Here is a 13461-nt window from a genome sequence, read left to right on the forward strand (position 1 = left end):
GCATGTCAGGAACCTTCCTGCATCCAGTATTCGCCTTGAAGCGGAACGGGCTGGAAGCGTCGCACCATCGTGTCGAACGTGGTGCGCGGATCGAGATCGGAGAACAGTGCCGGATGCAGCCACTTGGCCATCACCTGCACGGCGACGACGTTGAACGGTGAATTGTAGAAGTGATGCCAGATCGCATACGCACGCCGCTCACGGACCGCGCGCAGCCGCGTGATCTGCGGCCGCTTCAGCGACCGGTCGAGGGAGCGGACGGCGGCGTCGTGCGGCACGCCGGCGCCGAGCGCGATGCGTTGCGGCGCGCTTTGCAGCGTCTGGAGCGAGCCAATCGCGGTGCCGATGTAGAAATCGGGCTGGCGGCTCAGCAGGTATTCGGGGTTCAGCGTGCCGTGCTCGCCGGGCACGCGGCCTTTCGCGACGTTGTTGCCGCCGGCGGCGTCGAGCAGGCGCCCCATCATGCCGGTCATCGTGTCGCAGCAGTCGCTCGACAGGCCGACGCGGCTTTCGAGAAACACGCTCGGCGCGGCCGGGTGCGCGGTCGCGAGCCGCGTGCGGACGAGGTCAAGCTGCTGTTGCCAGTACGCGTTGAATTCCGCCGCGCGCTGCGGCGAGCCGAATACCTGGCCGAGCAGCGCGATGCTGCGCGGCGTGTTGACGAGCGGGTCGTGCCGGAAGTCGACGAACACGATTGCGACGCCGGCCGCCTCGAGCCGCGCGAGCGTTTCGCGATCGCGCTCGCCGGGGCCGTGGCCGCCGCCGAGCCCGAAGATCGCAACCTGCGGCCGCAGCGCGAGCGCGCGCTCGTCGCTGAAGCTGCCGGTCTGCGAGCGTCCGATGCGCGGCACGTCCTTCAGGCGCGGGAAGCGCGCGAGCCATTGCGCGTAGCTCGCGGGATCGAGTTGCTCGAAATCACCCATCATGCCAACGAGGCGGCGCGTCGGATCGTCACCGTCGACCACTGCCAGCGCCGGCAGCAGACGGCCCTCGCCGAGCAGCACGCGCTCGACGCGCGCGGGAATCCGGACCTGCCGCCCGGCCAGGTCGGTGACGGTCGTCGTGTCCGCCTGTGCGGTATGCACCACGAGCCATCCGCACAGCCATACGCCCAGCATGGCCCACATTCCGCTTGTCTTTTTCACGTGACTCCCGATACGATATAAATGAGAATAATTCTCATTTAATTGTAGCCGAGCCGGGGCCGCGGCATGGGCGTCGGATGTTTGATTGAACGCGAAAATAGTTTGTGCAGGCGCACGAGACCTGCGCGCGGGGGGTATGACCACATGACAGCGCTGACGCCAGCCGCTTTCCATTCCGATCGGAACCGACACGACGCGCACGTCGCGCGGATCCGCGAGGTGCGGCCCGGGCTGCGGATCCATTCGGACGATGCAACGGACGAATTCGACGCCGTGATGTCGGGGCAGTGTTCGCCGGGCCTGCATCTCGTGCTGCTGCTCGAGGGCGCACTCGACGTGTCGTACGGCAGCCGGCGCGTGGTGTTGACGACCGACGGGCGCCGCACCGGTCGCGCGGATCGTGAAGCCGCGCGGCCCGCGGTCCGGATGCAGTCGTTCCTGCTCAACGCCGTCGAGCCGGACACGTTCCGCAGGCGGCTCAGCAAGGGTGGTTATGCGCGGCGGCTGAGCCTCGCGATGTCGGGTGAATGGCTCGGCCATCTGCAGGCAGCCAGCCGCGGTGTCCTGCCGGAACAGCTCGGCACGATGCTGTCCGCCCATCTCGCGATCCGCTTCTGGCAGCCGACGCCGCGCGCGACGGCGCTCGCCGAACAGATCGTGCGGCCACCCGCCTATCAGCCAATGCTGCAGGCGATCTATCTGGAGAGCCGCGTGCTCGAACTGCTCGCCGAGGCGTTCACGCCGCTCGAGACCGACGCGGCGCAGGCGGCGGAGGCGTCGCTCGGCTCGCGCGACTATCGACGGATGGCCGAACTGCGCGCGTTCCTCGCGAGCGACGCGGCGCAGGCACTGTCGATCGACGACATCGCACGGCACGCCGGGATGAGCGCGAACGCGATGCAGCGCCAGTTTCGTGCGGCCTACGGCACGACTGTGTTCGACTTCGTCCGCGAACATCATCTGCAACGCGCGCGGCTCGCGCTCGAACGCGACGCGGTGAGCGTCAAGCAGGCCGCAGCGCTTGCGGGCTACACGAGCGCCGCGAACTTCGCGACGGCCTACAAGCGCCGCTTCGGCGTCACGCCGACGCTCGCGCGACGCAGCGACAAGCGCTGACGACGGCCGGCGACGGCGCTCAAACGACTTCGATGCTTACGCAAAGATTTCGGTGGATTACATGTTTCATAATGCAAATGAGAATCAATCACATTACGAAACGTCGAAAGCGCCACCATGTCGAGTCAAGCCGCAAGCTTTGTATTGAAGCCGGTCGTCGTCGCCGGTCTGTATCTGATGAGTGCGCCGTGCGCGTGGGCGCAGACGCCTGACGCAACGGCGGAACCCGCCGCCGCGTCCGCCGTCGCCACACCGGCCACACCGGCCAAGCCGGCCAAATCCGCGTCGCCGGAGGCCGCCGCCGATCCGGCCGCGATGAAGGAGATCGTCGTCACGGCGAGCCGCCGCGAGCAGGCGATCCGCGAGGCGCCCGCGAGCATTTCGGTGATCACCCGGGAAGAGATCGAGGCGAAGCCGTATACGTCGGTCGCCGAGATCGTCGGTAACGTCGAGGGCGTGAGCGTCGTCGGTGCATCGCCGAACGACCAGGACATCTCGATTCGCGGGATGCCGGGCGAGTACACGCTGATTCTCGTCGACGGCCGTCGCCAGAACACGCGCGAAACGATGAACCGCGGCACGGCGGGCGTGCAGTCGAACCTGATGCCGCCGCTGTCCGCGATCGAGCGGATCGAGGTCGTGCGCGGGCCGATGTCGTCGCTGTACGGCGCCGACGCGATGGGCGGCGTGATCAACGTGATCACGCGCAAGGTGCCGAAGCGCTGGGGCGGCACGATCACGGCCGGCAGTGTGTGGCAGCTCGAATCGAACCAGGGCGACACGCAGAGCGTCGATTTCTGGCTCGGCGGCCCGCTGAAATCCGACGTGCTCGGGCTGCAGGCATCGGGGCGTCTCCTGCATCGCGGCGAAGACGACATCTACTACCCGAACAGCGGAACGGGCGGAGCGAACGGGCAACGGATCGGCAGCTTCGACGTGAAGTTGTCCGCGAAACCCGTGAGCAACCAGGACGTGAGCGTGAACGTCGGGCGCGAGCAGCTCACCTATCTCAGCACGCCGGGCAAGAGCGCCGCGCCGCTCACGCCGCGCACGGCGGCCACCGCGCTCACGGAGACGCGTCATGTCCGCGATTACTGGGGCATCACGCACGACGGCCGCTGGGGCTTCGGCGACACGACGGTGTCGCTGTACGGCGAGCGCGGCGTGCAGGACCAGTGGACGCCGGCCGGGCGTTCGCCGGTCAAGCCCGCGCTGACCGACACGATCCTGGAAGCCAAGACCGCGGTGCCGTGGTGGGGCGAGCGCAACATCATGACCGTGGGCGGCCAGCACATCTGGTCGAGGCTGTCGGGCGTGAGCGTGCAGGACGCGGTGCCGAAAGGGCATGGGGCCAATGCGGATCGCGTCGCACGCAACGCGTGGGCGCTGTTCGGCGAGAACGACTACTTCTTCAACGCCCGCCTCACGCTGACGACCGGCGTGCGACTCGATCACGACGATCGCTACGGCAGCCACGTGAGCCCGCGCGTCTACGGCGTGTACCAGCTCGGCAACGCATGGACGGTGCGCGGCGGCGTATCGACCGGTTTCCGTCCGCCCTCGCTGCGCCAGAGCACGGCCGGCTACTGCATGACGTCGGGCGGCGCGGCGGGCGCGGTCCCCGGCACGCTGTGCGGCAATCCGGATCTCAAGCCGGAGACGAGCCTGACCGAGGAACTCGGCGTGCGCTACGACCTTGGCGACACGTACGCGGGCCTGACGCTGTTCAACAACCTGTTCAAGAACAAGGTGGCGAGCTACGACACGGGCAACGCCGATCCGCGCTCGCCGGGCCGCAACATCTACGTGTACGACAACATCGACCGGGTCAAGCTGTACGGGCTCGAGATCGGCGCGGGCACGCGCGTGTCGCGCACGCTGAAGATGTCGGGTGGATACACGCTGACCGAATCGCGCCGCGAGGGCAGCGGCGAGAAGGCGTTCAACGGCAGTTCGCTCGACGGCTATCCGCTCGACAAGACGCCGAAGCACAAATTCAACGTGCAGGTCGACTGGACGCCGACAGCCAAGCTCGATCTCTACGCGACGGCGAACTACAGCGGCAGCGAATACTGGGCCGCGTTCCGCAACGGCGCGCAGGGCGTGCGCGAGCGGCCGTCGACGACGACCTTCGATCTCGGCGGGCGCTACCGGATCGACAAGCGTTTCTCGGTCAATTTCGCGGTGCTGAACCTGACCAACAAGATGGTGCCGATCGACGATCGCACGCGCACGACCGGGCTGAGCGGCAACTGGCTCGTCGACCAGGGGCGCCGCATCGCAGTGAGCATGACCGCGGAAATGTGACGGCATGGCCGGCGCGCCGGCTCATTCAATCTGGAGGCAATATCATGAATGCGATTTCCCGACCTGATGAATTATTAGTACCCCATAGCGTGTGGGATGTGTATCGCGCGGATACCCCGCTGTTTCTCGCAACGCCGGCGCATACGCTGCTGGTCTGCGATGTCGCGGAGGCGATCCCGCATGCGAACGCACCGCTCGCGGCGCGTGTGAACCACGCGTTGCACCGCGCGCGGACCGACGGCCACGCGGGCGCGGCGGTAGTCGGTGCGGTGCCGTTCGACGTCGACGTCGACGCGCCGGCCGTGCTGCGGGTCGCGCGCACGATGCTGCGCGCGCGGCCACTCGGCGCGCAGCGGGCAGCCGTGCGCGCCGGTACGCGCTACGCGACGCGCGAAGTGCCGTCCGCGGATGCCTATGCGGACGCGGTCGCGCAGGCGGTCGCCAGGATTCGCGCGGGCGAGCTCGACAAGGTGGTGCTGGCGCGCACGCTGGAGGCGACCGGCGACGCACCGGTCGACGTTGCGGCGCTCGTTGCGCGCCTGGCGTCGTGTAATCCGCACGGCTATACGTTCTCCGTGGATCTCGGCGCGGGTCGCACGTTGCTGGGCGCGAGCCCGGAGCTGCTCGTGAACCGCTTCGGCAGCGTCGTGCGCGCGAATCCGCTGGCGGGCTCCGCGCCGCGCAGCCGTGATCCGGTCGAGGACCGGCGCCGCGCGCAGGCGCTGCTGGCGTCCGCGAAGGATCTCGACGAGCACCGGGTCGTCGTCGAAGCCGTGCGCGACAACCTCGCGCCGCTGTGTCGGCGGCTCGACGTGCCGGCGCGCCCGTCGCTCGTCCAAACGGAAACGATGTGGCATCTGTCGACCGAGGTGTGCGGCGAAACCGATGCGGATGCGTTGACGCTCGCACTCGCGCTGCATCCGACGCCCGCCGTCTGCGGCGCGCCGCGCGCGGCGGCGCGCGACTGCATTCGCGATGCCGAGCCGTTCGATCGCGGCTTCTACGCGGGGATGCTCGGCTGGGTCGACGCAGGGGGCGACGGCGAGTGGGTCGTCACGATCCGCTGCGCCGAGGCGTTCGACCGCACGCTGCGGCTCTATGCGGGCGCGGGCGTGGTCGGCGAATCGACGCCCGACGGCGAACGCGCGGAAACCGCCGCCAAGTTCCGGACGATGCTGGATGCGCTCGGTATCGATCACGATGCCGCAACGGGCGCCGCGCGGGAGTTCGCATGACGTCCGCGAAATGCACGCCGTGGCCGGACGCGTTCGCCGCGGCGTATCGGCAGAAGGGGTACTGGCTCGGCCAGTCGTTCGCGCAATGGTTCGACGAACGCGTCGCGCGGCACGCCGAACGCGTCGCGCTCGTACAGGGCGACCTGCGCTGGTCGTACCGGACGTTCGCGGCGGAAGCCGAGCGCACGGCCCGTGCGTTGACCGCGTGCGGGATCGTGCCGGGCGAGCGCGTCGTCGTGCAGTTGCCGAACTGCGTCGCTTTCTTCGCGGTGACGTTCGCGCTGTTCCGGATCGGCGCGCTGCCGGTGTTTGCGCTGCCCGCGCATCGCCGGCGCGAGATCGGCTACTTTTGCCGGCACGCGGGCGCGGTCGCCTATGTCGCGGCGGAACGGCACGACGGGTTCGACTACCGGGCGCTCGCGAGCGAAATTCGCGCCGATGCGCCGACGCTGCGTCACATGCTGTTCACCGCGCCCGGCAATACGCGCGTCGCACTGCCGGAGCCGACGCCCGACGTCGCGCTGCCGCCGGGGCCCGGCGCGCACGAGATCGCGTTCCTGCAACTGTCGGGCGGCAGCACGGGTACGCCAAAGCTGATCCCGCGCACGCACGACGACTACCTGTACAGCGTGCGCGAGAGCGCGCGCATTTGCGGGCTGACCGAGCGCAGCGTCTATCTCGCGGCGCTGCCGGCCGCGCATAACTATGCGCTGAGTTCGCCGGGTTCGCTCGGCGTCTTCGATGCCGGCGGCACCGTCGTGCTGAGCGACGGCGCGAGCCCTGATGCCGCGTTCCCGCTGATCGAGCGCGAGCGCGTGACGGTGGCGGCACTGGTGCCGCCGCTCGTGCCCGTGTGGTTGGCAGCGGCCGGGCAGCGGCGCGGCGCGCTCGCGAGCCTCGAACTCGTGCAGGTCGGCGGCGCGCGCTTCGATCCGGCGCTCGCGGCCCGCGCGGCCGACGGCTTCGGCGCGCAATTGCAGCAGGTGTTCGGGATGGCCGAAGGGCTCGTCAACTACACGCGGCTCGACGATCCGCGCGACGTGGTGATCGCCACGCAGGGGCGCCCGATCTCGCCGGACGACGAGGTCCGCATCGTCGACGATGACGACCGTCCGGTCGAACCCGGTGAGGTCGGCCATCTGCTGACGCGCGGCCCGTACACGATCCGCGGCTACTACGACGCAGCCGCGCACAACGCGCGCGCGTTCACGACGGACGGCTTCTATCGCACCGGCGATCGCGTCCGCCTGACGGCGGGCGGCCAGATCGTCGTCGAGGGGCGCGCGAAAGACCAGATCAACCGCGGCGGCGAGAAGATCCCGGCCGAGGAGATCGAACACCTGCTGCTCGCGCATCCGGGTGTCGTCGACGCGGCGCTGGTCGCGATGCCCGACCCGTATCTCGGCGAACGCAGTTGTGCGTACGTGATTCGCGGCGTGCCGGCGCCGGCCGCGGCGGATCTCGTGCGCTTCGTGCGTGAACAGGGCGTGGCGGCGTACAAGGTGCCCGACCGGATCGAATTCGTCGACGCATTCCCGAAAACGCCGGTCGGCAAGATCGACAAGCGCGCGCTTCGACAGCACATCGCGGATCGGCTCGCCGCCGCCGCTTGACGGGCACGGCGACGTCCGGTCGATTCCTCCATTCCAATCCTGTCCATCATGGCCATTCCGAAAATCGCTTCCTATCCGATGCCGGCCGAGCTGCCGGCGAACCGCGTGAACTGGCGGTTCGACCCGCACCGCGCGGCGCTGCTCGTGCACGACATGCAGGACTACTTCCTCGACTTCTATGACCGTGCGGCCGCGCCCGTGCCGACGCTCGTCGCGCATGTACGCCGCCTGATCGATTTCGCGCGTGCGGCCGGGATGCCGGTCTACTACACCGCGCAGCCGGCGACGCAGGCGGCGGCCGACCGGGCGCTCCTGACCGACATGTGGGGACCGGGCCTCACCGCGCAGCCGTCGCGCGCGGCGATCTGCGACGCGCTCGCACCGGCGTCCGGCGACACGGTGCTCGACAAGTGGCGCTACAGCGCGTTCCGGCGCTCGCCGCTCGAGACGTGCCTGCGCGAGCGGGCGCGCGACCAGCTTGCGATTTGCGGGATCTATGCGCACATCGGCTGTCTGATGACCGCCTGCGATGCGTTCATGCGCGACGTGCAGCCGTTCTTCGTCGCCGACGCGCTCGCGGATTTCTCCGAGCGCGAGCACCGAATGGCGCTCGACTACGTGGCGGGCCGCTGCGGGATGGCGGTGACCACGGACGCGCTCGCAGGCGTCGCGCCGGCGGATGATTCGGCACCCATGCTCGTCGCGATCGCGGCGCAGGTCGCCCGCAGCCTGCGGATACCGGCCGCCGACCTGCGCGAGCACGACAATCTGGTCGATTGCGGGCTCGATTCGATCCGGATGATGACGCTCGTCGAGCAGTGGCGCGCGCAAGGCTACGACGTCACGTTCGTCCAGCTCGCCGAGCAGCCGACGCTAGGCGCATGGACGCAGGTGCTGCAGCGCGCGGCGCAGGTGAGCGCATGACGGCGCATCCGGCGATGCCCGATGCGCGTCCGGCGTCGTTCGTCAGCACGGCGCAGGTGTCGGTGCCGCAGGCCGACCGCGTGCTGTTCAAGCTGTGCAAGAACTACGCGATCAAGGTACCGGTCGTGTTCGACGAACATCGCGCGACCATCGATTTCCCGTACGGCGTCTGCCGGATGCTGCGCACCGACGACGTGCTGCAGCTGCGCTGCGAAGCCGATTCTTCGGAGCGGCTCGAGCAGATCCAGCACGTGATGGACGAGCACCTGGTGCTGATGTCGCGCAACCGGGCGCTGGTGGTCGCATGGGAGCGGGGCGCGTGACGCGGCCCGCCGCCGGCTCAATGAACTTCGGAGCAAGCCTGCCGATGAAAAACGAATCCTTGCCGATCCGCGCGACTTCCGCGCAATACGGAATCTGGGTCGCGCAACAGGTCGACTCCGACGATCCGGGCTATCTGACGGCCGAGACCGTCGAGCTCGACGGCGCGCTCGACGTCGCCGCGCTGACCGACAGCGTCGAGGCCGTGCTCGATCACGCCGACGCGCTGCACATGCGGTTCGTGTGGCAGGACGATGCGCTGTGGCAGGCGCGCCGGACGCCGCGCACGCGGTTGCCGCTCGTCGACCTGTCGGCGCAAGCCGATCCCGTGCAGGCGGCGCACGCGTGGATGAAGGCGTCGCTGTCGGTCTGCTGCGACGTGACAGCCGATCCGCTGTACCGTACCGCGCTGCTGCGGCTGTCGCCGACCCGGCACTGGTGGTATCTGCAGGTGCATCACATCGCGCTCGACGGCTTCGGCTACGGGCTGCTGCAGCAGGCCGTGGGCGCCCGCTACAACGCGCGCGTCGGCGGCGGGCCGCTGCCGGCGCTGCCCGACTGGCGGCTGGATCGCGTCGTGGAGGCCGAGGCGCGTTATCGCGCCGACGGCGGCTTCGATGCCGATCGCGCGTTCTGGCGTGCGCATCTGCGCGACGTGCCCGCGCCGCTCGTACTCGCGCCGAAGCAGGACATCGCCGCCGATGCGCGGCGCGCGACGCGCGTGTTCGACGCCGACCGCGTGCACGCGCTGCGCGCGGCTGCCGAGCGAGTCGACGTCGACTGGAATGCGTGGCTGCTGTGCGCGGTCGGCATCTGGCTTGCGAAGCAGGGCGGCCAGCGCGACCTGACGCTCGGGCTGCCGGTGATGAACCGGCTCGGCACGCCGGCGCTCGGCGTGCCGTGCATGGCGATGAACATCGTGCCGCTGCGCATGCACGTCGACGCCGAACGCTCGCCGCGTGCGCTCGCGCGCGAATGCGCGGAGCGCCTGCGCGCGATCCGGCCGCATCTGTATTACCGGTACGGCTGGATTCGCGGCGATCTCGGGCTGCTGGAGCGCAACGCGTTCCTGTTCAATCAGGCCGTCAACGTGATGCCGTTCGAACGCCGGGTCGTGTTCCACGGGCTCGCGAGCGATACGCGCGCGGTGAGCGGTGGCCCGGTGAAGGATCTGAACGTGACGCTCACCGTGCGTGGCGGCGCGTGGCACCTGACGCTGGAAGCGAACCCGAACGCGTACGACGAGGCCGTGCTCGCCGCGCATGCGCGCAACCTTGCCGAGTGGCTCGACGCATTTGCCGAACAGGCGCCGGATGCGCCTGTCGGCGCGTTGCTCGAGGGGATGCCCGCGCCGTCGATCGTGCGCGGCGCGCCGATCGACGGGCCGTGCGACGACGTGCTCGCGCTGGTCGAGCGCATCGCGCGCGATGCACCGTCGCACCCGGCGATCGAGGCCGGTGACGGGCGCATCGACTACCGCTCGTTGCTCGCCGATGCCGCCGCACTCGCGACGGAACTCGAACGACGGGGCGTGGGGTGCAATGCACGCGTCGCGATCGCCGCGCCGCGTGCGCCCGACGTGATCGCAGCGATGCTGGCCGTGCTGAAGGTCGGCGCGACGATCGTGCCGATCGATCCGGACGGACCGCCGCAGCGCGTCGCGGCGATGCTGGCGGATGCGGCGCCCGCACTGGTGATCACGCGCGATGCGTATCGCGAATGCGCGGGCGAGCGGTCGGTGCTCGATCTGGACGCGGCGCGCGTGCCGTTGCCGCACGACGTGGTGTGCGTGGCGCCCGATGCGGCACGGCCCGCGTACCTGCTATACACGTCGGGATCGACCGGCCGGCCGAACGGCGTGCTGGTCGGGCGCGGCGCGCTCGCGCATTTCGTCGCGAGCACGCGCGACGTGTATCGGATCGGTCCGGGCGACCGCACGCTGCAGTTCGCGCCGCTGCATTTCGATGCGAGCTTCGAGGAGATATTCGCGACGCTCTGCAACGGCGCGACGCTCGTCTTGCGCGACGACGCGATGCTCGACTCGGTCGACGCGTTTACGGCCGAGGTCGAACGCCGCCGCATCACGGTGCTCGATCTGCCGACCGCTTACTGGCACGTGCTCGCCCACGCACTGGACGCACGCCATGCGCAGCACCTCGCCGGCGTGCGCCTGACGATCATCGGCGGGGAGGCCGCGTTGCCGGAGCGGATCCGGCGCTGGCATGCGCACCTGCCGCATCTGGCGCTGCTGAACACCTATGGGCCGACCGAAACGACGATCATCGCGACGGCCGCCTGCGTGAGTGGCCCCGGCGCGATCTGGCGCGACGGCGAGCCGGTGCCGATCGGCACGCCGCGCGCGGGCGTCGACGCGTATGTCGTCGACGAGCGGCTGTATCCGGTGGCCGAGGGCCGCACGGGCGAACTGGTGCTGTGCGGCGACGCGCTTGCGCTCGGCTATCCGGGCAATGCGGCGCTGACGTCCGGGCGCTTCGTCAGGCTGCCGGGGAGCGGCGTGCGCGCGTACCGGACCGGCGATCTCGCCACCGTGCGCGACGGCCGGCTGGTGTTCGACGGCCGGATCGACCACGAGGTGAAGATCAGCGGCGTGCGCATCGATCCGCGCGAGATCGAGGACTGGCTGCTGCGCACGCCGGATGTGCGCGAGGCGGCGGTCGTCGCACTGCGCGGCGACGCCGACGTGACGACACTCGCGGCATTCGTCGCCGGGGTCGACGACACGGCCGCGCTGCGGGCGCGGCTCGCCGACGCGCTGCCGGCCGCGGCGATTCCCGACACATGGCACGTGCTCGAACGGCTGCCGCGCAACGTCAACGGCAAGACCGATCGCAACGCATTGCGGCAACTGGCGATAGCGGGCCGCATCGGCGTGGACGACGATCCGCGCGCCGACACGCTCGAACGGCAGGTGATGCACGCGTGGCGCAGCGTGCTCGGCGGCGTCGCGCTGACGCCGGATTCGAATTTCTTCGACATCGGCGGCAAGTCGTTACAGGCGATCCAGATGAGCGCCCGGCTGGCGACCGCGCTCGGTCGCGATGTGCCGGTGTCGATGCTGTTCCGCCATGCGACGGTCGCGGCACTGACGGCCGCGCTGCGCACGCCGCTGCCATACCGGCCGCGCGCGGAGCGCGATGCGTTCGCACCGCATCTCGCGATCCAGACGGCTGGCGCGCCCGCGCAGCGGCTGATCTGCATCCATCCGGCCGACGGCCTCGCGTGGAGCTACCTGCGCCTCGCCGCGTACCTGCCCGACACGACGATCGACGGGCTGCAACTGTCGGTCGGCGACACGAACGGCGCGGCCGATTTCGACGCGCTCGTCGACACCTATGTGCGGCGCGTACGGGCGCTGCAGCCGGACGGTCCGTACCACCTGCTCGGCTGGTCGCTGGGCGGCGCGCTCGCGTACGCGGTCGCCGCGGCCCTCGAACGCGCCGGCGCGCCGGTCGGCGTGCTCGCGCTGATGGACAGTTATCCGTCGTCCGCGTGGACAGCACCGCCCCCAACCGGAGACTGGCGACGCGCTGCGGATCCTGCTGACGGTGAACGGCGATTTCGACACGGCGGCGTTGTCCGACGTGCTGCTGCGGCAGCGCCTGCTGCGCGCGAACAGCCCGTTCGCCGCGCTCGGCGGCGGGGGGCTCGACGCGCTGGTCGGCGCGACGCTGCGGCAGATGCGCCTGTTCCGCGCGGCGCCGACCCCGCATTACGGCGGCGAACTGCTGCTGTTCAACGCGACCCGCAAGCGGCCCGGCACGCCGACGCCCGACAGCTGGGCCGCGCTCCGGCCGGTGGCGTTGATGACTTGCGTGGCGCTCGACTGCTCGCACGACGGGATGTCCGATCCCGAGCCGATGGCGGCGATTGGCGCCGCACTGACCGAACGGCTCGCCGCATGGGCCGACATGGAAACCGTTATGAGGAACGCGAATCGATGAGCAGGGAAACCGAGATGACATTTCCGGCGGGCGTGGCCGTCGTGACGGGCGCGGCGCGCGGGATCGGCGCCGCGGTGGTTCACGCGCTCACCGCGTGCGGCGTCGACGTCGCCGCGTTCGACATCGACGCAGACGCGCTCTCGCGTGCGCACGAGGATCGCCCGCCGGCGCCAGGCCGCGTCCATCCGTTCGCGGTCGACGTGGCCGACGCGCGCGCCGTGCGCGCGGCGATCGAGCACGTGGAGGTGGCGGTCGGCCCGATCGGCATGCTCGCGAACGTCGCCGGCGTGCTGCGGCTCGCGGCCGCGACGTCGCTGACCGACGACGACTGGGCGCATTGCTTCGCAGTGAACGCGCATGGCGTGTTCCACCTGTCGCGCGCGGTCGCACAGCACATGATCGAGCGGCGCGCGGGCAGCATCGTGACGGTCGGGTCGAATGCAGCGCTCGTGCCGCGCACGCAGATGGCCGCCTACGCCGCGTCGAAGGCCGCCGCGCATCAGTTCACGCGCTGCCTCGGCCTGGAACTGGCCGGCCACGGCATTCGCTGCAACATCGTCGCGCCGGGATCGACCGACACGCCAATGCAGCGCCAACTGTGGCGCGGCCCGGAAGGCCCGGCGGGCGTCATCGCGGGTTCGCTCGAAACCTATCGCACGGGCATCCCGCTCGGCCGCATTGCGGCCCCCGACGACGTCGCCGGCACCGTGCTGTTCCTGCTGTCCGATGCCGCGCGCCACGTGACACTGCACACGCTGTGCGTCGACGGCGGCGCGACGCTCGGCGTGTGAGCGCCCATCCGCCTTCCGTTGCCCGACGTTTACCTTCTTTCATCGGA

The 13461-nt window shown here is 70.0% G+C and carries 8 protein-coding genes; 7 read left to right on the forward strand and 1 reads right to left on the reverse strand.

Annotated elements, in window-relative coordinates:
* Positions 1 to 5 precede the first annotated feature (5 nt).
* The gene (locus tag ABIC50_RS24140; protein ID WP_175731030.1) at positions 6 to 1127 is read right to left on the reverse strand and encodes an ABC transporter substrate-binding protein; all 1122 of its coding nucleotides are present in this window, start codon (positions 1125 to 1127) and stop codon (positions 6 to 8) included.
* Between the two features lie 162 nt (positions 1128 to 1289).
* Here ABIC50_RS24140 and ABIC50_RS24145 point away from each other — a divergent pair, with 162 nt between their 5' ends.
* The 7 genes from ABIC50_RS24145 (at position 1290) to ABIC50_RS24175 (ending at position 13414) form a co-directional block, all read left to right on the forward strand.
* Entirely contained in the window at positions 1290 to 2261 is a 972-nt protein-coding gene (locus ABIC50_RS24145) for a helix-turn-helix transcriptional regulator (RefSeq protein ID WP_354167260.1), read from the forward strand.
* Positions 2262 to 2378: 117 nt separating this feature from the next.
* Complete coding sequence (locus ABIC50_RS24150; protein WP_354167263.1) at positions 2379 to 4568, forward strand: TonB-dependent receptor domain-containing protein; 2190 nt, start codon at positions 2379 to 2381, stop codon at positions 4566 to 4568.
* Positions 4569 to 4612: 44 nt separating this feature from the next.
* Entirely contained in the window at positions 4613 to 5803 is a 1191-nt protein-coding gene (locus ABIC50_RS24155) for an isochorismate synthase (RefSeq protein WP_354167266.1), read from the forward strand.
* Positions 5800 to 7416, forward strand: coding sequence for a (2,3-dihydroxybenzoyl)adenylate synthase (locus tag ABIC50_RS24160; protein ID WP_354167269.1), 1617 nt, complete (start codon positions 5800 to 5802; stop codon positions 7414 to 7416). The genes ABIC50_RS24155 and ABIC50_RS24160 overlap by 4 nt, the downstream gene beginning before the upstream one ends.
* Positions 7417 to 7464: 48 nt before the next feature.
* Positions 7465 to 8340 (forward strand): isochorismatase, encoded by an 876-nt coding sequence (locus ABIC50_RS24165; protein WP_354167271.1) that lies wholly within the window; start codon positions 7465 to 7467, stop codon positions 8338 to 8340.
* Positions 8337 to 8663 carry a DUF2218 domain-containing protein gene (locus ABIC50_RS24170; protein WP_354167274.1) on the forward strand — a complete coding sequence of 109 codons (327 nt, stop codon included), beginning with the start codon at positions 8337 to 8339 and terminating at the stop codon, positions 8661 to 8663. The genes ABIC50_RS24165 and ABIC50_RS24170 overlap by 4 nt, the downstream gene beginning before the upstream one ends.
* Before the next feature lie 44 nt (positions 8664 to 8707).
* Positions 8708 to 13414, forward strand: a complete 4707-nt coding sequence (locus ABIC50_RS24175; protein ID WP_354167277.1) for a non-ribosomal peptide synthetase — start codon at positions 8708 to 8710, stop codon at positions 13412 to 13414.
* Positions 13415 to 13461: the final 47 nt, after the last annotated feature.

Source organism: Burkholderia sp. 567, from assembly GCF_040545115.1.
Classification (GTDB): domain Bacteria; phylum Pseudomonadota; class Gammaproteobacteria; order Burkholderiales; family Burkholderiaceae; genus Burkholderia; species Burkholderia ambifaria.